This window comes from Streptococcus sp. HF-100 (assembly GCF_015594635.1).
Taxonomy (GTDB): Bacteria; Bacillota; Bacilli; order Lactobacillales; family Streptococcaceae; genus Streptococcus; species Streptococcus vaginalis.
Map to the genome: position 1 here is coordinate 464470 of NZ_JADNQV010000001.1, position 19651 is coordinate 484120.

General features: G+C 37.4%; 27 protein-coding genes and 1 pseudogene. 13 read left to right on the plus strand and 15 right to left on the minus strand.

Translation table 11 applies throughout. The features are described 5' to 3' along the window. Positions 1–32: 32 nt before the first annotated feature. The 9 genes from macP to IYQ23_RS09490 all read right to left on the minus strand — a co-directional run bounded on the left by macP (position 33) and on the right by IYQ23_RS09490 (position 6520). Positions 33–341, minus strand: coding sequence for a cell wall synthase accessory phosphoprotein MacP (macP, locus tag IYQ23_RS02175; protein ID WP_003025491.1), 309 nt, complete (start codon positions 339–341; stop codon positions 33–35). 10 nt (positions 342–351) lie between these two features. Beyond that, on the minus strand, positions 352–903 hold the full coding sequence (locus tag IYQ23_RS02180) for an NUDIX hydrolase (RefSeq protein WP_106100221.1): 552 nt from the start codon (positions 901–903) through the stop codon (positions 352–354). An 8-nt stretch (positions 904–911) separates the two neighbouring features. Next, entirely contained in the window at positions 912–2291 is a 1380-nt protein-coding gene (gene glmU, locus IYQ23_RS02185; protein ID WP_195673935.1) for a bifunctional UDP-N-acetylglucosamine diphosphorylase/glucosamine-1-phosphate N-acetyltransferase GlmU, read from the minus strand. 93 nt (positions 2292–2384) lie between these two features. Further along, a complete protein-coding gene (locus IYQ23_RS02190; RefSeq protein ID WP_126466586.1) occupies positions 2385–2825 on the minus strand; it encodes an ASCH domain-containing protein in 441 nt (146 codons plus the stop codon). After that, positions 2800–3591, minus strand: coding sequence for a GNAT family N-acetyltransferase (locus IYQ23_RS02195; protein WP_195673936.1), 792 nt, complete (start codon positions 3589–3591; stop codon positions 2800–2802). The genes IYQ23_RS02190 and IYQ23_RS02195 overlap by 26 nt, the downstream gene beginning before the upstream one ends. Before the next feature lie 13 nt (positions 3592–3604). Then, positions 3605–4303, minus strand: a complete 699-nt coding sequence (locus IYQ23_RS02200; protein WP_195673937.1) for a 3-oxoacyl-ACP reductase — start codon at positions 4301–4303, stop codon at positions 3605–3607. Then, positions 4296–4532: a DUF2829 domain-containing protein gene (locus tag IYQ23_RS02205; RefSeq protein ID WP_059220488.1), complete on the minus strand. Its 237-nt coding sequence runs from the start codon at positions 4530–4532 to the stop codon at positions 4296–4298. Before IYQ23_RS02205 ends, IYQ23_RS02200 begins: the two co-directional genes overlap by 8 nt. A 95-nt stretch (positions 4533–4627) precedes the next feature. Next, positions 4628–5773: a tyrosine-type recombinase/integrase gene (locus IYQ23_RS02210; protein WP_195673938.1), complete on the minus strand. Its 1146-nt coding sequence runs from the start codon at positions 5771–5773 to the stop codon at positions 4628–4630. Between the two features lie 132 nt (positions 5774–5905). Then, on the minus strand, positions 5906–6520 hold the full coding sequence (locus IYQ23_RS09490) for a helix-turn-helix domain-containing protein (RefSeq protein ID WP_229311896.1): 615 nt from the start codon (positions 6518–6520) through the stop codon (positions 5906–5908). 209 nt (positions 6521–6729) lie between these two features. Here IYQ23_RS09490 and IYQ23_RS02220 point away from each other — a divergent pair, with 209 nt between their 5' ends. The 13 genes and pseudogenes from IYQ23_RS02220 (at position 6730) to IYQ23_RS02280 (ending at position 14784) form a co-directional block, all read left to right on the plus strand. After that, positions 6730–6930, plus strand: a complete 201-nt coding sequence (locus tag IYQ23_RS02220) for a helix-turn-helix transcriptional regulator (protein ID WP_049476600.1) — start codon at positions 6730–6732, stop codon at positions 6928–6930. A gap of 19 nt (positions 6931–6949) precedes the next feature. Then, positions 6950–7538 (plus strand): annotated as a pseudogene (locus IYQ23_RS02225) (Rha family transcriptional regulator). Between the two features lie 2 nt (positions 7539–7540). Beyond that, positions 7541–7825 (plus strand): hypothetical protein, encoded by a 285-nt coding sequence (locus IYQ23_RS02230; RefSeq protein ID WP_049476601.1) that lies wholly within the window; start codon positions 7541–7543, stop codon positions 7823–7825. Between the two features lie 313 nt (positions 7826–8138). Continuing rightward, positions 8139–8537: a hypothetical protein gene (locus IYQ23_RS02235; protein WP_049476602.1), complete on the plus strand. Its 399-nt coding sequence runs from the start codon at positions 8139–8141 to the stop codon at positions 8535–8537. Then, positions 8530–8730, plus strand: coding sequence for a hypothetical protein (locus IYQ23_RS02240; RefSeq protein ID WP_003025513.1), 201 nt, complete (start codon positions 8530–8532; stop codon positions 8728–8730). Before IYQ23_RS02235 ends, IYQ23_RS02240 begins: the two co-directional genes overlap by 8 nt. A 334-nt stretch (positions 8731–9064) precedes the next feature. Then, entirely contained in the window at positions 9065–9208 is a 144-nt protein-coding gene (locus IYQ23_RS02245; RefSeq protein ID WP_160312915.1) for a hypothetical protein, read from the plus strand. 1 nt (position 9209) lies between these two features. Beyond that, positions 9210–9533 carry a hypothetical protein gene (locus tag IYQ23_RS02250; protein ID WP_003025515.1) on the plus strand — a complete coding sequence of 108 codons (324 nt, stop codon included), beginning with the start codon at positions 9210–9212 and terminating at the stop codon, positions 9531–9533. 2 nt (positions 9534–9535) lie between these two features. Continuing rightward, positions 9536–10066 (plus strand): hypothetical protein, encoded by a 531-nt coding sequence (locus IYQ23_RS02255; protein ID WP_003025517.1) that lies wholly within the window; start codon positions 9536–9538, stop codon positions 10064–10066. A gap of 85 nt (positions 10067–10151) precedes the next feature. Further along, positions 10152–11603: a DNA primase family protein gene (locus IYQ23_RS02260; RefSeq protein ID WP_003025519.1), complete on the plus strand. Its 1452-nt coding sequence runs from the start codon at positions 10152–10154 to the stop codon at positions 11601–11603. Between the two features lie 312 nt (positions 11604–11915). After that, on the plus strand, positions 11916–12074 hold the full coding sequence (locus tag IYQ23_RS02265) for a DUF2292 domain-containing protein (RefSeq protein WP_003025520.1): 159 nt from the start codon (positions 11916–11918) through the stop codon (positions 12072–12074). Positions 12075–12156: 82 nt separating this feature from the next. Beyond that, entirely contained in the window at positions 12157–12840 is a 684-nt protein-coding gene (locus IYQ23_RS02270; protein WP_003025521.1) for a head maturation protease, ClpP-related, read from the plus strand. A 23-nt stretch (positions 12841–12863) separates the two neighbouring features. Further along, positions 12864–13760 (plus strand): hypothetical protein, encoded by an 897-nt coding sequence (locus tag IYQ23_RS02275; RefSeq protein WP_195673939.1) that lies wholly within the window; start codon positions 12864–12866, stop codon positions 13758–13760. An 820-nt stretch (positions 13761–14580) separates the two neighbouring features. Further along, the gene (locus tag IYQ23_RS02280; protein WP_003032129.1) at positions 14581–14784 is read left to right on the plus strand and encodes a cold-shock protein; all 204 of its coding nucleotides are present in this window, start codon (positions 14581–14583) and stop codon (positions 14782–14784) included. Positions 14785–15134: 350 nt separating this feature from the next. On the opposite strand, the gene IYQ23_RS02285 is transcribed toward IYQ23_RS02280, so the two are convergent. The 6 genes from IYQ23_RS02285 to IYQ23_RS02310 all read right to left on the minus strand — a co-directional run. Then, complete coding sequence (locus IYQ23_RS02285) at positions 15135–15800, minus strand: RpiB/LacA/LacB family sugar-phosphate isomerase (protein ID WP_195673940.1); 666 nt, start codon at positions 15798–15800, stop codon at positions 15135–15137. Beyond that, complete coding sequence (locus tag IYQ23_RS02290) at positions 15797–16258, minus strand: GNAT family N-acetyltransferase (RefSeq protein WP_106384803.1); 462 nt, start codon at positions 16256–16258, stop codon at positions 15797–15799. The genes IYQ23_RS02285 and IYQ23_RS02290 overlap by 4 nt, the downstream gene beginning before the upstream one ends. Positions 16259–16270: 12 nt before the next feature. After that, positions 16271–16699, minus strand: a complete 429-nt coding sequence (locus tag IYQ23_RS02295) for a GNAT family N-acetyltransferase (RefSeq protein WP_195673941.1) — start codon at positions 16697–16699, stop codon at positions 16271–16273. Positions 16700–16758: 59 nt separating this feature from the next. Then, positions 16759–17706, minus strand: a complete 948-nt coding sequence (locus IYQ23_RS02300) for a S41 family peptidase (RefSeq protein WP_195673942.1) — start codon at positions 17704–17706, stop codon at positions 16759–16761. 270 nt (positions 17707–17976) lie between these two features. Further along, on the minus strand, positions 17977–19365 hold the full coding sequence (locus IYQ23_RS02305; protein WP_195673943.1) for an APC family permease: 1389 nt from the start codon (positions 19363–19365) through the stop codon (positions 17977–17979). 134 nt (positions 19366–19499) lie between these two features. Further along, a partial coding sequence (locus IYQ23_RS02310; protein WP_195673944.1) for an IS3 family transposase occupies positions 19500–19651 on the minus strand: 152 nt, incomplete at its 5' end.

Here is a 19651-nt window from a genome sequence, read left to right on the forward strand (position 1 = left end):
ACAAAAAAAGCGAAAGTCGAGCTTATCGCTTTTTATAGCCAAATAATAGCAGCAATCAAAGCAATCAAAAGCAGGACAATCCAAAATAGAATTTTGTTTAATTTCGCTTGGAATACTCCGCGTTTTGCATTTTCAATGCGTCGACTTTTGGTCACTGTTGGTTCTACATCAATTTGAAGTGTATCTTGATTGAAACCGCTAGTTGGAGAAGAATAACCAAACTGACTTCTAGTCGTTTTTAAAATTTTGGTTTCTTCCTCATCATGCAAAGGTGGACCTGAAATATCTTCACCACGATTTGCCCGTTCAATCATTTCATCTGTTAATAAAGGTCTTCCCATGAGCGTCCCCCTATCTTCGATTCATTTTCATTTCCCAATATTGAAGTGCAATAATGGTTTTTGCATCACAAATATCACCACTAGCAAGGAGAGCTTTCGCTTCTTCCAAGGTCACTTCATGGAGTTCTAAGGTCTCGTCCTCATCTTGTGGACGAGGATTTTCAACTTTTGTCAAATGGCTAGCGCTATAAAGTTTGATTCGCTCATTGCAAAAGCCAATCGCCGAATAGAAATCATAGAGCAGTTCTAACTCACCTGTATAACCCGTTTCTTCTTCTAATTCGCGCAAAGCTGCAGCCTTTGGATCTGCATTTTCACCAACTTCTAACTTTCCAGCTGGAATTTCATAAGAGGTTGCTTCAATAGCTTTGCGGTACTGCCTGACCAAAATCATTTTGTCTTCTGAGGTTAACGCAATAACTGCTACAGCACCATTATGGAAAATCAAATCACGATAAGCTGTACCTTTCCCAGCCGGTAGCTGAACTTTATCCTTGACAAGGTTAAAAATAGGACCTTGATAAATTTCTGTTCGTTTTAGCGTTTTTTCTTCAAAATCCATAGCCGTTCCTACTTATTATCTGGATGATGTGGCAAGCGTTTTGCGTATTCATCTTTGTTAATCTGACGTCCACGTCCGATGGCAATAGCGTCTGCTGGTACATCCTTAGTAATGGTTGAGCCTGCACCTACAAGAGAATTGTCCCCAAGTTCTACCGGCGCAATAATGGTCGAATTAGAACCTACAAAGACATTGTTCCCAATGACGGTCTTAAACTTGTGCTGTCCGTCATAATTAACTGTAATTGTTCCAGCGCCAAAATTGACATTCGCACCCACTTCAGAATTACCAATGTAAGTCAGATGCCCAGCTTTGGTATTTTCACCGATAGAAGAACCTTTCACTTCAACGAAATTACCAACATGTACATTTTTAGCAAGGCTTGAACCTGGGCGGACATGAGCGTAAGGTCCCACCGTTACACCGTCTGCAACTGTAGATTCTTCAATCATAGAATTGGTAATAACCGTTTGTTCACCGATAACAGAATCAACAATATACGTACCGTTTGTCAGAATGCTGCCTGCGCCAATTTTCGTTTGCCCTTTCAAGGTAACATTGGCTTCAATTTGTACTTCTGGTTCAATCTGTACATCTACATCAATATAAGTCGCTTCTGGATTTACAAAGCTAACCCCATTCACCATGTGAGCTTGGTTGATTCGACGACGCATAATTCCTTCGGCAGTCGCAAGAGCTACACGATCATTCACACCAAGACTTTCATCAAAATCTTTCAGAGTATAAGCGCCGACTTTTTCGCCATTCTCACGGAAAATGCCGATTACATCTGTGATGTAATATTCTCCTTGCGCATTGTTGGTATTGATATTTTTCAAGGCTTCAAAAAGACGAGCGTTATCAAAAACATACGTTCCTGTATTGATTTCCTTGATTTGCTTTTCAAAATCCGAAGCATCCTTTTGCTCCACAATTTTGATCACTTCTTCATGCTGATTACGGACAATCCGCCCATAACCAAATGGATTTTCCGCTTCTGCTGTCAAAATCGTTGCAACATTTTTGTGGTTGACATGAAAGTTAATCAAATTTTTCAGGCTTTCTCCTGTGATTAAAGGAGTGTCTCCTGCAATGACTAATGTTTGCCCTGCCAAACCTTCCAGCACAGGCTCTGCCATCATCACAGCATGACCAGTTCCTAATTGTTCCGTTTGACGAACAAACTCTGTCTGCCCCGCCAATACCTGCTCCACCAGCTCTGCCTTGTGTCCGACCACTGTCACAGTCTTTTCTGGTGCAATGGCAGCAACACTTCTAAATACGTGTTCTAACATCGAAATTCCAGCAACTTTGTGAAGCACTTTTGGTAAATCTGATTTCATGCGAGTGCCTTTTCCAGCTGCTAAAATAATTGCATAGTTTGTCATAATAGTTCCTTTTATCAAAATAAATTTATTTTATTATAGCATTTTTTATATCATTTGTTAAGATTCTCTCTGTAATGCTTTAATCCGCATCTTTTATATCGGATAAACCTTGCAAAACTCCTCCAAGACCACGCCCGTCTCCTCTGAGAAAGCTAAGCCGGCTTCAGCCATCCATTCCGTGAAGAGTTCCTCATGCACCTGCCGCCAGTAAGCCAAAGATTTATCTCCCTCTCCTTCTTTAAAAGCGTGCTCTGCAGACACTTGATTGAAAGGGACAACCGTTACCTTGGTCACTTTAATGATACAGACAGCTTGACCTTGACCGTCTAAAATCACATCAAAGGTTCCTGCTTGAGGAATCGGCTCACCATCTATCTGATACAAATCGTAGGCAGAAGCTGTCGCAGTCTTCTCTCCTTTCAAAACTAAATCCGCCAGCTGATCTGGCTCTACACCAAATGCCCAGGCGTCAATGTCATCACCGATTGCGGGGTTGATTGTTTTGTATTCATTCCATAATTGTTCTGGTGTCATGGTTTCTCCTATCTGTTACTGATTTCAACTCATAAGCTGGATAAGCTCCTAAACATTGATAGCCTAGCTTCTCAGCTATTTTCTTTGAGGCTTCATTGTGGGCGTCCCAGAGCGGAAAAACGCCGCATTGCAGGGATGCCAAAATCATCTTCGCCCCAAGAACAGTAGCTAAACCTTGCTGTTGATAAGTCGGTTTTGTTGCAATCTCAATTTCAATGGCTTTTTGGTAGACAAGTGCTGTCGAGACCCCAGCGACGATTTCCTGACCCTTCCGGATCACAGAGCCAAAAGCTCCGCCTTCTTGAAAGTCTTTAAAAGTTGCAAAATTCCCCTGCAAATCCTGAGACCATTCTTCCTGAGCTAGTTCTTGATAGGTTCTTTGATTAATTGCCTCCATACAGAACTGCTCCGATAACTGCTCCACGATGTTTTTCAAAACCTTGTCATCAAAATCTGCCTCATCTTTAAAAGCATAACGGGTAAAAGGAGATAAGGCTGGACAAGAGGACAAGCAGCCTTGCCAAGAAGCCTCTTCAGATATGAGAATGCGGTAGTCTGGCTTACAAAAGTCCCTATAATCCGCCAGTAATGCCATATCTGCCTGCCCAGCCAAAAAGAGAAAATCTCCTTGTTCATACAAAACGGCAGTCTCGTCTTCATTTGTATAAAACTGCCCTAACTTCGCCTTCAAACCATATCTCACCATGTTCTTTTGCCAATGTTGGAAACATTCCTGCAGTCTTGGCTCAATGCTCACTGCTTTCATTCTACTTGCCTCTTCACTTCAAACTCCAGCCACCGTCAATCTTGACAATCTCGCCCTGCATGGACTGAGCTTTTCCCGAGGCGAGAAAGAGGGTCAACTCGGCAACTTCTTCTGGTTCTATCCAACGCTTGATGGGAGTTTCACTCGCCACCCAATCTGCTAAGCCTCCCGGCTCAAAGTCCGTTGCTGTCATACTTGTTTTAACTGCGCCCGGTGCAATCCCAAAAACCTGCACTCCCTGCTCCGCATAATCCAGTGCCAACTGTTTGGTAAATCCTGCCAGAGCATGCTTGGAAGAAGTGTAAGCATGACCACCACCGCCAGCTAAGCTAGATGCAATTGAGCACATATTGATGATGATGCCTGATTGTTTCTTCAGCATCTGCGTCAGATAATAACGAGTTAGCTCTACTGGTGTTACATAGTTAATCTCGAAAATTTCTTGGATCTCCTGAGCAGTCTGCTCCAGTAAGGGCTTGTAGTCATCCAGCACTCCAGCTGTATTACAGAGGACATCTACCTGCGAACACCAAGCAAAAACTGGTTGAAGTCCTAACGTCAAATCTTGTTGAAGGAAATAAAAATCCCCTGTCAAACTTGGCTTTTCAGACCGGTCTACACCGTATACGCGCCAGCCATTTTCCAAAAAAAGCTGCGCCTGAGCCAGACCAATCCCTGAGCTAACACCTGTCACCAAAATCGTCCTAGTCATGGACTTCCACCCAGTCATCTGCTAATACGTCACAAGGCGTCGGACTCCACATGGAAAAGCCTTCTCCCTCGCCTGATACATTGATGAGAAAATAAGGCGTCACTTCAAGCGCCACTCCGTTCTGCTCAATACTGTCAAAAAGCTGGACATAATTCTCAGCACCGCCCCAGCCTATGCGGACATATTTCTTTTTGGCTTTCAAACCCGGTAAAATTTCTTCAAATGTCATTGTTTTCTCCTTTATCGTTTATAAACGTTGATTTAACAAGGTTTCTTGAACTATGTAATGAGTTGTTTTATGAATTTGTTCCCCTTTTTGTGGACTTATAAATTATTTATAGCCTTTTCGTAATATGAAACTGCTTCTTTTTCTTTGTCCTTTGATAGGTGACTATAAATATCCATAGTCGTAGCTAGGGTAGCATGACCTAAGCGATACTGTAATTCTTTGTAACTGATCCCAGCATTTAGCAACAAACTAGCGTGAGTATGGCGAAAAGCGTGAAAGGTAAACCGTGGACAGTTAATTTCTTTCAAACGTCTATCTAAACTCTCTTGCCTGGTAGCCATATTTTGATATTCCTTTGTTGGAGTTGCAAAGACTACGGTCGGAGCTTGTGAATCAACTTCTAGGAATAATTGCTTTTGTCTATTCTTATAAAGGCGTAACATGTTGACCGTTTTCTTGTCTATGCTGATTACTCTAACTCCTGCTTTACTCTTTGGTGTACCTATGAGCTTTAACAGTCTATTATAGTTCTTTGTAATACTAATAGTCTTTTCCTTTAGGTCAATATCTGACCATTCTAGCGCTACCACTTCACCAAAACGGCAACCCGTGGCAAGTAAGACACTATATAACACATAGTCGAGATAATAGCCATATTTTTGATTAGAAAGACTTTCCATATAATCCATTAAAGCCTTTATGTTCTCTGGAGCTATGAATTTGATAACCTTATTTTCACGTTTTAGCACTTTAGGTAATATAACATCTCTAGCAGGGTTGAACGGCAACAACTGCAGAGATACACCATACTGTAAAACACGCCTATTTATTGAGTGTACTACACTATAATGAACCAACTCCTTTGATAAGTCATTGATAAAGTCCTGAATATAGTAAACTGTTATCTTATTAGGTTTCATAGTCCCAAAAGCTGGGATAAGATGATTATAGAGCATTCTTTGGGTAGCCCTAAAAGTTTGAGGTTTGACCGTAAGTTGGTAACTGCTTAACCATAAGTCAGCGAGTTCCTGATAGGTTCTGACTTGCATCTCCTTTTTAACCGTTGATCCGTTAAGTTTAAAATCTATCTGGGCTTGTTGAGCTTTTGCTTTAACCTCTTTTCTTGTCCGTCCTGTCACGCTGGTTTTTACTTTCTTACCTGTTATCTGGTCAACACCTAGATAAACACTAGAACGATACACTGTTGTACCGTTTTTCTTTTTGAGTTCTGTTATTTTCATGATGATAACCCTTTCCATCAGCAGGCAAGCCGTAAAAGTTTTAGATTGGGTTTACATCATAAGAATGCGTCTATTCTTATTTGGTTTGTATAAGAAACAGACGCTTAAATGCGTTTTATGGGGTTATATGCTTTAATTATCCTTCTGTGTTTTTTGCTGGCTTGAATAATCTTTATGCATAACTGGATTATCGGCTAGAGATATTATAATTTGACTAACGGCTGCTTTATCTTTATCTTCTAAGGTTAGAAAATCAACAATGGGTATTTTTAATTCATCAGAAAGGGACATTAAACCAGCTAGAAAACGCCCTATTATATTATCTGAATAGTCTTTTAGGCTTTCCAATATTTCAGCCCGTCGTTCTTCATCCCATTTTTCTGCTTCTTTTCTGTTCAGTGCTCGCTCCCCATAGTAGTCTGTGGCGTGTCTAAGAGCTTCTATAACTTTATCCTGCACTTCCGTCCCTCGTGTTAGTGCTAAAAGACCATACCCACCAAAATCAGCAGGTTTTTTCATATTCTCTTCGTATTTTTCTATCATTGATGATAAATAATCATCTTTATAGCCCAACAGATACCCAACACTTACCCCGAAATAATCGGCGAGTTGTTGGGCTTTATCTTGTTTTATTTGTCTTTCTCCGTTTTCCCAACGTAGAATGGTAATTTTTGATACGCCAATCTTACCAGCTAAATCTTCTTGAGTTAGTTTTTTTTCTTTGCGTAATTCTTTCAACCTATTCATAAATTTCACGACCTTTCAAGGTTGATTATAACCGAAAATAAAAAAAGTATCAAGAAATGATACAAAATATTTCAAAAAACGCTTGACAGGTATCTGAAATGGATATATAATAATTTTAAAAGTTATCCGAAATGGATACTCCTACCCCTTCCTACCTTTCACACCTTTCAATCTAGGGGAGGGGGATTTTTCAAAGAAAGGAGAACGCTATGAGCAAACTCAAAGGCTACCGGGTCATGTTAGGGTTAACCCAGCAACAAATGGCAGACAAGTTAAATATTTCTTTACAGTCTTACAACAACAAAGAGACAAAGAAAACGCCCTTTAATGACAAAGAGCGCTTAGCTATTAAGTCAATGGTTGCTGAAATCAAACCAGATATAACTATAGACGAATTATTTTACAACTAGCATAGAAAGGAGAAACAACATGAACTTAGTTTATATGGACGGCAAGAGAGAGCCGTATACATTAAGTAGTATCGTGGCAGAATGTACTGGCTTACAGCATCACACGATTACAAAGACAATCCGCAAACATTACCAGCGTTTTGAGCGTTTGGGAAAGCGGACAGCACTCAAAAGATTATCTTTTGAATGAGCAACAGGCTACATTGTTAGTTACATTCTTGAAGAATACCGAGCAAGTCGCAAACTTCAAAGAAAACCTAGTCAAAGCATTCTTTGAAATGCGGGACGAGCTAGCACAGATTAAACTGCAACGTACTTTAGAGCAACCCAAAAGAAAAAGCCTACATGAGGCTATAGAACATTGGGAGAATGCCCCTAAGCACGCTCACAGTACAGTAAATAATCTTTTACTAAAGGGTGTTAGTGGTATGAATAAGCGTCAACTTATGGTAGCACGTAATGGACATAACGGTATTGATAGCTTAACTAGTGATAAACTTATCAGATACCAATCATTAGAAGATATGGCTATCGCTATGATTAACCTAGATATGACCTACCAGGAAATAAAAACCATAGTCTTTAGAAAACAGACACAAGGAGGATAAAAATGTATCTACCAGAAGAACGTGAGACGGTTATCCGTTACGATGAACTAGATAATTGTTGGTATTTTGAAAGTAATGTGCGGCGACACGTTACGAAGATTTTGAAAATGGAACACGCTTTTGAAAGCATCAAAAAAGAATTTGAGAATAATTTTTGCATCTCTGTACGAGCTAAATTATCAAATCTTGATGATTTTTCTGTCAATCCATTTGTCAGAAAAAAAGCAAAAATGACAGAAGAACAAAAACGAAGGAACACAGAGCGTTTAAAATCGATTTTAAGCTAATTTTCGCCCAAGTAAAATGGGCAAAAACGAAACTGAAATATATCGCAGGTATAATTATATCCCCAAACAAAAATAAATTGTTAAAACAAACAAGAAACAGCATTACAGAGAAACAACAAAAAAGCCTTAGCAGTCGGCAAACTTACAAGGCTTTTCACACAATCAACTAAAATAATACAGCAGGCAAGCCGTAAGGGTTTTAGTTATTTTATATCTAGATTATACCATAATCTAGCAGATATTGCCATATATAAAAATAAATAGAAAATCTAAAGTAAGGATTCCTTAACTTAGGATAGAAAGAGGATTAAGCATGAAAAAAGAAAACATCTCTACATTAGCCAAATTTAATGTTGATAATCAAGAATATAAACCTATTAAAAATGCAATATCAGAAGAATTGCAAGACGTAATTAGTAAAGTTTATCAACTGGATCCCGATACGGGAAGAATACTGCACTTCTTAACTGATATTATGATGAAATATTTTCATGAAGACGTGAAACGGGTGTTACAGAGCGAACTTTCTCCCATTGAGCATGCTTTGAATGGAATCAGGTCAAATATTGAAAAAACCCGTTTAGCTTTATTCAAAGACGGATACAATGACAACAGAACCGCAGATAATCCTATGTGGTACTTACAACTGGCACTATTTAATTTTGAACATATTGAAAAATTAACAAAGACAGAGAAATTACGGCATGAATGAGTTAGATTTAACACCAGAACAAACGATTATACTGATTTTCTTCTTGAGTTGGTTGCTTTGGAAGTTATGGCACTTTGAAAGTTCTTTTAAGCTTGATTTTGAGATAAAAACAAAGCGAGAGGAAAAAGATATAGATAAGTTAAACCCTCACTATGGAACTTATATACAACTTGCAGGGAAAAGATATAACTAGAATACAGCAAAAACTTAAAATCGTTTAATATTGAACGCTTTAGAAACATCAGCATTTTACCAAATCTCTCAACGTTGAAACATTTAATTAAGTTTAGAAATTTCCCGACGTTGGGAAATGTGGACAACGTTGTCCACATTTTAGCGATATATTGGCACATACCAACATCTAGGAATGAACATAAATACAGGGTTGACTTGGAAGGTCGAAACGTTACGACATTTAAAGCTACTTGCTCTCTTTCGAATTACTCAATGTTGAGAGATTTGGTAGCTATTGGTCTTAAAGAAAATCCCCAAAACGACCACATGGTCGCATTTGGGAAGCTAATCGAATGATGAAAGTTGCTAAAGAAATTTCAAATTATGAAACGTTTAATAATTTGGGTCTATCAGCCCTCTATCTCATAGCCACTCTATCGAACAAAGTAAAGCGAGAATACCTTAAAAAACAAGACAAATATTTGAAAGGCGGTTAATATGGCATTATTTAGCTTAGATACAGAAACACAATTAAAGGCGGAAGCTTTAACCTTGCTTTCTAACTTTCTGCAGTCTTACACGCAACCAAAGCCAAGACAGCTCGGACTAATGACAGCCCAACAGGTCAAGGAAGAATTAGGAATAAAATCCAAAACCTTGGCACGTTGGGAAAAAGCAGGTTTAAAACGATACCGCCCGCCACTAGAAGATACTAGAAAAGTTTTCTATAAAACTAGTGATGTTCTGATATTTTTGGGGGTTGATAACCATGAAAAAAATAATGCACACTTAAAGCATTTGAGAAAGCAAAGAAAGGATTAGATATGTATGAAATTATTGAGTTAACTTTACATACTAATAAGCTAGGATTATTTGGATTTTTGAAGCATAATCCTACCAAAGTTTTAAAGAATGGAGATTTTTACAAATTTTTATACTTTGCCCCCTTAGGTCGTGAGTTGATAGCTTTTTCTTATACGGACATCATAGTAAAGACGATAACAGGCGATCCGTCCAAAAGTGACACCCAAAAAGGTTGGATATTGGTAAGGGATAAGAAAATAGCACTGGCTAGTGCTGATCTTTGGGAAATTTTGCAAGATTTGGAATCTACCAGACTGGCAGAGAATCGACAAGGAACATGGATAGAATTAAAAGGAGAAATATTGGATATTGTTTCACAGGGTATCTATACAAGGCGTGAAGTTGCCTATTTTATTCGTTTATTATTTTTACATGGCTATGATTTTGATACCGTCTTAGAGTTATTTACAAATCTTATAAAACGCGCTGACTTAGCAGGCTTTTTTCTTGATACTATTACAAGCATTTATAAGGGGGAGAAAATTGGATAAAAACGAAATTTTAAAAGAAATTTACGGAAATGAAGAGAAAACACAGCTACTAGATAAGACAGTAGAAATACCAGCACCGCAGACTATGAAAGAACTTTATAATACCTTACATGAAGCGGGGAAAAAATGGCGGGAAGCTAACACCGTGACCGAATTTTACACTAATGGAGAGAAAAAAGGACAGGTAAAAAGTAAAAAAACAGCATTACCTAGACCGCTTGATGTGGCTAATATTCTTAAAAAAACTTGTTATTTTGTTTTTATCGGAAGAGGTATTACAACAGATCAGAACTTACTTTACTTGTATAATTTGGATGAGGGTATCTATATAGCTAGTGTTGATATTTTTAACAAGTTATGTATAGAATTTGACAGTCGTCTGAGGAGTAAGCACTTTAGAGAAATTCAGATTGTTTTGCGCACGATGACAAAACTAAAAGAACCGTTATCAGATAGAAACCTGATACCTGTGAAAAATGGTATCTTTGATTTGAAAAGAAAGGCTCTGCTACCGTTTTCTCCCAGTTATATCATAAAAAGTAAAATCAATACAGCATACCATGACAAACCTATGAAGCCAATTCTAGACAAGTGGTTTGATTTTGATGAGTGGTTAAAATCTATTGCTTGTAATGATGAGGATATTGTTACTCTATTATGGCAGATTATGAATGAAGCTATTAACCCTAACTACACAAGAGGAAAGATGGCGATTTTGTACGGTGAAGGAAACAACGGAAAAGGGACGTTTCAATCTCTTTTAATAAATTTAATAGGCGCTAAGAATATCAGCAACCTTAAACCCAATCAATTTGAAGAAAGCTTTCAACTAAGTGCTCTTGAAGGAAAGGTCTGTAATATAGGAGATGATATTTCTAACAAGTATCTTGATGAAGTAAGTGACCTTATGAGTGTAGTCACAGGCGATAGTGTACATGTTAATCCTAAGCACCAACAACCTTATGAAGCAGTGTATAAATGCTTCTGCTTGTTTTCTGGAAACGAATTGCCAAAGGCGAGGGCTAAAAATCAAGGATGGTATAGGCGTTTGTGTATCGTTCCCTTTAATGCAGATTTTAATGGACAAAAAGAGAAACCAGAAATCAAAAACCAATATTTAAAAGATGAACGCCTGCTTGAATGGGTACTTTATCGCATATTGAACCTTGAAAAGTTTGATAAATTCATAGAACCCCAAGCAGTAAAGGAACTATTAAGCGAATACAAAATAAATAATGATTTTTATTTTTCATTTGTCACCACATTCTACATACCTAACGGCTACCACGAATTGCAACATGTCCCACTAGCGATTATTAAAGATTGGCTAAAAGACTTTACAAGCAACGAAGGCATTAACGACCCCAATCTTTACGGGCATGGTCAGAAAGTAACAGCACTATTGAACAAGGAAACAAAGAATAAATACACTGTAAAGAGTTTTAGAGTATCTGAAAAAGACAAAAAGAGAATAGCCCCTCAAAGCTGGCAAGAAAAAAGCCTGATCGGGTCAGTCAAGGGAATATACAAACAATAAATCGTGACCGTGTGACTGTCTTGTTGTCCTACTTGGATAAGTTGGTAACAGGGTAAAAACATTGATTTAAAGACTTTTTCACAGATTATTTTTAGACTTGTGACCGTGTGACTGTGTTTTTTATTATATTACGTAAAAAATATTTTATAAAAAAACATTATATATAAAAAATAAAATTTAAAAGACGGTCACAACATAATAGATTAAAAAAAGTCAGTATTATCAGGGGTTTTCCCCGTGACCGTGTGACTATTGAACATAGTCACAAATTGGATGATTCTACATAATTTAATTAAAGAAAGAGGAAGACTAATGGAAAATGAATTTACACAAATGTTAAAAGAGGGCTTTATCTTATTTATAAAAAATGATAAAATAGATACAGAGTTACCTCCCAAGTTTGGGAAAATAACTTTACATTTTCAAGAAGGGAAATTAACCTATCTTGAAAAAACAGAAACTAAAAAATAATAGTCTACTGAAACAATCAGGGACATCAGAAAGTTCAATACTTTTTGGTGTCCCTTTTATGTTATAGACTAAAGGAGGAACAATGCAAAAAATAGAAATCAAAGGCGTTATTATCCCTAAAAGTTCTATACTAGAGTATAAAAAAGATGGTAGGGAGTATACTTCACTAGAAGATATAAAGATCCCTTTTCCATCTGAACCTCTTGAAGTCCGAATTAACTCAAGCGGTGGGGATGTGTATACAGCTAATGAGATATATGCAAAATTGAGAGGGCATAAGGGAAAAGTAACTGTAAAAATTGTAGGACTGGCCGCTAGTGCAGCAAGCGTGATAGCTATGGCTGGGGACGTAATAGAGATGAATCCTATAGCATTGATGATGATTCATAATGTATCAACCCTAACTTACGGGAACAGTCAGCAACTTAAGCGTCAAATAGAAACTATGGATGTAGCAAACGATGCATTAGCTACCGCCTATCAAGAGCGAACAGGGCTAGCAAAAGAAAAAATCAAAGAAATGATGGAGCGCGAGACATGGTTATCTTGCGATACTGCCATTTCTTTAGGATTTGCAGACAAGAAGATGTTTGTTAAAGATATTGATACCACAATGGTTAAACGAATTGTCGCAAGTTTACCACCTATAGGTGCATATGAATACACAGAAAAGACCATAAAACCTTTATTAGGGTTGGATAAGCTGGCAAGCATAACGAAGAAGAAAACTACAGACAACTTAGGGGACTATCTCCCTACATTTTAAAACAAAGAAAGGTTAAAAAACACATGGCAATTTTAGGAACTAAAAACACATTGACAATTAAAGAAGCACGCAGTATTTATTTTGATTTAAAACAAGAACTAGGTTTAATTAAAGGAACACTATCCTTTAACAACTCTTTTACAGATAAAGAAATTTTGATATATGTTGTTCCGTTATTAACAGGTATGGAGCATCAGGAAGCGAGTTCACATCTAAAAAGTAACAACGTTTTAATTGAAAAATTGATAGAAAAAATCCAACAGGTAACTGTTAATCGTTATCTAACGGATAAAGAAAAAGAAGCATTATATCTGGATATTCGCAAAAAGTATAATCAGCTACTTTCTGATAAAGCTAAAGATTTTACTAAAGCATTTAAACCGAATGTATCTGACGCACTAAAACGGATACAACTAACAATAGACACATTAAAAGAAGTTTATGATAATAGTTATCTAAAGATATTAAACTCCGTATTTTTGAAACTGCAGTATATCAATAATGATTTTAAAAATAGAGAACAGAATATTTTCTTTAACGGTCGTTTTACTGAAGTAGCTGATGTATTGGATACACTGCTTCCACTTTTTCCTGAATTGTCAGCACGAGACGAAAGTTATTATAATAAACGTTTTGTATATAATAATTCAAAATACTATGAAGCCTTATCAAGTTACTTAAAAGCGAAAGGGCTGCCAGTAAAATATATTTATATTGATACTGAAGCTGAAAAAGCTGGAGAAACTCCAACAGCTTATCGCGCCAAAATTATTGAACAATGGTTAGAGGATAATCAACGTCAAACTACTCAGCTTGAATATGCCAAAAGCAAAATAAACGAAATTGCCAACGGTTCAAATTTTGAAACACTAGAAGAATATAAAAAGAAATTCAAAGATAGCTTATTAGGGAATGATTAGCTCAAAAAAATAAATCTTTATCTTTCAATACATTTTTAAAAACAGAAATGATATATAATAAAAAAATGTTGCATTGTATATTTTAAAAAATAGACTAATCTATTAGAAAATATAGCGGTTAAGCTGTATTTAAAAAATGCAACACTTTCTAAGATATGTGACATTAAAAGCGAACGATACACCCCCCCTATCAAATAAATGTGCGTTTTTATCCAAAAACTGTAAACCGATGGATGCTCAACTAACCAAAAATGTGCGCTATTTTTACATATTAGGGGGGTGGTTTTAGATAAAACACGAACAAATAGGTTTTAAAGGTTGACAAATTCTTTAGAAAATCATAGAATAATAGCGTTAATATTAGGTCTTTCATCTTCTTTTTTTCATCATTTAAGAGGAGGAAAGAAACAAAAAAAGCGCACCTTATGGTTGCGCTAATTTCTTGCCTGCTGAACTCGTGATCGATAGACCTTTTAGGTCTATTTTTATACTCCCTTTTGTGGACTTTGAGAGGTTTCCCAATGGATACTAATGATATATGATATTTTACAAACCTTATAATACCAAGCTTTAGGGAATACAATGGGTTACTAATGACAATGAGAAACGAAAATTTCTTCAAATGTCATGATATACCTCTTTCTGCTTTTCATATTACTAGTATAGCAAAATATATTGCCAATCGCTGGCTTTTCCTTGCTTTTTACTCTTTCTTCTGTTAGACTAGCAAGAGTAAATGAATTTTGAGTGAGTATTTTTGTTTTTCATCTTTACTTTTTCTATTTTTTACGCAACATTTTAGAGAAAGGAAGTAAGATGTATGGCACAAGGTACAGTAAAATGGTTCAATGCTGAAAAAGGCTTCGGCTTTATTTCACAAGAAAACGGACCAGACGTTTTTGCTCACTTTTCAGCGATTCAATCCGACGGATTCAAATCACTGAATGAAGGCGAAAAAGTAACTTTTGACATTGAAGAAGGTCAACGTGGTCTTCAAGCAGTCAATATTACAAAATTAGCATAAGACAAGAAAAGGCTGGGCAAAAAGTGTCCCAGCTTCTATCATATTTATTAATAAACGAATAACGTAGCTTCAACATTCAGTGAATTGTTGAAGGCGGGAAATCAGCCTTGCACAGCAAGCCATCGTGATTGGACTCTTCATTCGCTTTTCAAGCTCGGAAGAGCACCTTTGACGAAAACTTCGTTTTCTTCATCTGCAACCTTAAACAGCTTGATAACTGTTTAAGCACCCTTGCGGGGGTGGGACTACGAACTAAAAATTTTCTATTTTTAGTTCTGTCCCACTCCCTTTTTTTCTCAAATAACGATAACTGCAACAGAAGTCAATCTCATACTTTCCCTATTTGATTGTCAAACTTTATTCCACTTTCTATCTGCGTCCATTTTATCTGCTTTCGCTTTCAGCAAACGGATGAACTCTTTATTGCTTCCCTTATTTATAATGGCATTCATCACTATCTTTCTTTGCAACAACTTGTTGAGAATATCTTTTGGGATTTGTTCTAATAATTCTTCCCAACTGCGTTTCGTTAAACGGTTCAAATTCTTTAAGGCACTTGCTTCCGCTCTTTTTCTTTCTGCTTCATGTTCAGGATAGCGAATGCCAAACTCACCATCAAATAGTTTATCTAATGTATATTGCAGGTTCAATTCGCCTTGCCAACCAAAATTTAAGCCGATTGACAGAGAAGCGACATTCCCTCCATTGATGCGTCCAAAGAGGAACGCGTCTTGAGGATTTTCTATATAACCACACAAAAGATCCGGTAAACTATTACAGGCAAGCATCATACCTTGACCTGAGGAACATCCTGTTACGACAAAATCGACTGCTCCGCTTTCCATTAAGAAACTGATCAAGATCGCTATTTCAACATAAGAATACTGCTCGTCCTCATCCTCAAAAATTCCAAAATTTAGCACTTCATCAGACGCTTGGACTGCTTTTTTTACAGATTCAAATAGCAGCAAATTCATATTTCTTCGAGTGGTTCCTTGGATAACCGCAACTCTCATTTCAACTCCTTTTCCATTTTGACAAAAAGGTAACTATCGCCATTGCTTTCCTGAGGCTGCCGTCCGATTACGTTGAAACCACAATTGAGATAAAGCCTTTGAGCTCTTTGATTAAAATCTGCTACTGATAGAGTCAGGATTTTCACTGAAATGTTTTCCTCGATAAACCGTAAAATCGTTTGTAAAAAATCTTTGCCTTGACCTTTGCCACAATACTCTGGCTTCATACCTAAACCCAGTTCCTGCTTGTCTTTGTCAATTGGAAAAAGGCAAAAAAAGCCATATAATTCATCATTTTTGAGAACCTGATAATAGTGATTTCCACGCGCTTCAGGAGATAAAATTTCTTCATAATCCTCAGGATCTGCTTGCATATCATAAAAAGCATAAATTCCTTCGTAATGCCAATGATTCGCAATTTCTTCTGCATTGCTTTGACTTAATGGTTCAATTTTCATAGAATTCCTTTCTTAAAATTTCCAATAAAAACGTTTCTGGTCAGCTTTCTCCTCACAGCCCAGTTTTCGATAAAATTCATGGGCTTCAGTTCGAGAAATGCCAGAGTTTATGCGAATACCTGCATAGCCTGCAGCTGAACCCTCTTCACACACGGCCTGCATCAGCACTTTGCCATATCCCTGACCTTGAAAATCTTTGTCAACTGTTAATGCCAACAGGTTGAGTAAAGGCGGAAAATAGAGGCAATCATAGCTAGCTGCATGGGCATAGCCGACAATCTTTCCTGCCACATTTTCTGCTACCAAGATAAAATGATCAGACCTATCCAATAGCTCTGATAGTTTCTGACGAGTTTCTATCAAGCCAAAATCATAGCCGAGAGCAGTTGCATTGATTTCCTGAATAGCCGCTGCGTCTGAAAGTTCTGCAGGTCGTATCATATTCGCACCTCTTTTTCTTTCTATTATAACAAAAAACAGCGGTAATCGCTGTTTAGAGATTATTTCGATATTTGCTCTAGTAACCAAGTTCTAGCATCATTCAATGGTGTGGTTGTAGCAATATCTGGCTCGATTGGAGTATTTTCATAACGATTACCCTTTCGGTCAATAATCCGAGAAACCGTCAGCTGAATTGTTGCCCCGTCATAAAGAGAATAAACCATATTTCCTGTTGTATAGCCAGCTGTTGGCTTGCCAAAAGTTTTAACGTTTGGTAAGCCTTTGAAAGCTATTGTCGTCATTTCACCAGAACTAGCTGTATTACCATTAACTAGAATTGCTATAGGAATTGTTTTGGAACTGCTATTTGAATTTTCTTCTGTCTGCTTGCTTGCCAATATTTGTGATAAAGTAGTACCTATTTTTTGACCATTTGCATATTCAAATTGAAAGAGAGTATCATTAGGCAAAATAGCAGCTAATCCACCAATCATAGGATACATATTGCCGCCGCTATTATTCTCCAAATCCACAATTACTCCCTTGTAAGTTTCCTTAGTTAGTGCTCGATTTAGGATCGTTTGATAAGCCTTAGCTTCTTTCTCGTTTCCTATAAAAGGAGGTAATTTCAAGTAAAGAATGCCATTCTCATTTTTTACAACAGGAAGCTGACTTTCTTCCTTTTGTGAAGTTTTAAATTCCTTCGGTGTATAAAAATAAGAATGTTTTCCTCCCGATAGTTTTGTCATTTTCTTTAGAACTGGATAGGTATCTGCATAAGTTTTGGCAGATTTGACTTCTTTTAATGCTTTTTCCTTTTCTTGTGACCAATTTTCATCAATATAAAGAGCAGAATTCATCTTATTTAGAGCAGATTTTGCGTATTGCTCAGGACTAGGTGGTAAAAGATAGATATCATCATTAGGACCGAAATATAACACTGCTCCCAATACCGCTAAAAGCAATACTCCTAGCACACCTAGACAACCAATACATCCTTTTTTCATTTTTTCCTCCATCACTTACTTTATTATCACTATTATATGGAAAAATGAGAGTGGGACAGAAATCAATAATCCGAAGAATTTGATTTCGTCGTCCCACCTCCGCACAGTTGGTTAGGATAGCCGATATTACCGGTATAACAAGAGATAAGGATATCCACCCAACCACTGCGTCTTACAACCCAAACTATAAAATGCATGAAGCTGGGACTTTTCCCCAACCTCATCTTACAATTTACAATTATTTCTTACATTTTTTGTAAGGTAAACTCATCAATTGATTTCCGAATGTTGATAGCCATAGATAAAATAGATAATTGTTCCGACTAGTAAGGCAAGCCCGAATGCCAGCCATGTGTCAAAGCCATATTGGGTCATGAAAGACAGACAGATAATAATGGATAAGATTGGCGTCAGAGGCACCAGAGGAGTTTTAAATTCCCCTGCTTGAGGAAGTCCTTTATCCTTGCGCAACTTCAAAATAGCCACTGCTAACAAAATCAGATAAGCCAAGGTGCAGATATTTAGAAAGGATGCGATACTGGCTAGCGGAAAAATACCAGCACAAATAGCTGCTACAATTCCTACCAAAATCGTAGCATTTTTCGGTACCCGACTAGTGGCAGTTAATTTTCTGAAAGACTTTGGCAACAAACCGTCACGCGCAATGCTGTAAATCATACGCGACAGAGCATAAGTCATGGAAATGCAAACGGTAATCAAAGTTAAAATCGCTACCACTGACACATAATTAGCCGCCCAGCTAAGCCCAGCACTGCGAAGCGCAAAAGCGACAGCATCTGCTACATCTAGCTTGCTATAGTGAACAATCCCTGTCAAAACTAGTGTCACCAATATATAAAGTACCGTTACAATGGACAAAGATAGCACAATCCCTCGTGGAACATTCTTTTGTGGCTCCTTAATCTCGTCCACTGCCATAGAAATAGACTCGAAACCAAGAAAGGCAAAGAACATCAGAGAAGCACCAGCCATAATTCCAACATTGCCACCATATAATTTTCCAAAGCCAAATGGGGCAAAATGAGACCAATTTTCAGGTTTAATAAAGAAAATACCTACAAAGATAAAAAGGGCAAGCGCCGAAAACTTCAAGACAACCAAAGCAGAATTAAATCGCAGAGCTGCTTTAGAATTTAATAAAACCACACCTGTTACAAATACCAAAACAAGAATCGGCAGTAAGTCTACATAGGTTCCCGCTTGCGGATTAAAGGTTCCATTGAGCGCTCTTGGCATACTCAAACCAAATCCATTCAGCAAGCCTTTCAAATAGGAAGCCCAACCAGAGGCAACACTAGATACCGCCGTCATAAATTCCATAATGGTCAGCCAACCTGCTATCCAAGCTGGAAATTCTCCAAAAACAGCATAGAGATAGCTATAAGCACCTCCATTTGCAGGAATTCTTGACGCAAATTCTGCATAAAAGAAAGCAGAAATACTCACGCAAAGAGCAGAAATAATAATCGAAACCACCAAAGCTGGACCAGCTAGAGTTGCAGCCGCCGTTCCGGTAATCGTGAAAATACCCGTTCCCACCATAGCGCCAATCCCTAACAAAATCAAATCAAGCAATCGTAAATGACGACGCATGCCAGTCCGATCTCGACTGACATCTTTTTTACGAAAAATATTCATCCTAAACTCCAATTTATTAGATTGAATTATTCTACCATAAAAGCAATCAAAAAGGAATCAAACGTCCCTCTTTTTTGTTAAATAAATTGAAAAAGGAGCAAGAATGTACTGACCCCCAAAAGTTGGACAAATAATTATTGAAAGGATTTAGTTCTGTACTGCACAGGGCTAAGTCCTTTTAGTTTGACCTTAATTCGTTTGTTGTTGTAATAATCAATGTAGTTCACAATAGCTTGTTCAAGGTCTTCTAAAGACCTAAAGTGATTCTCATAGCCATAAAACATTT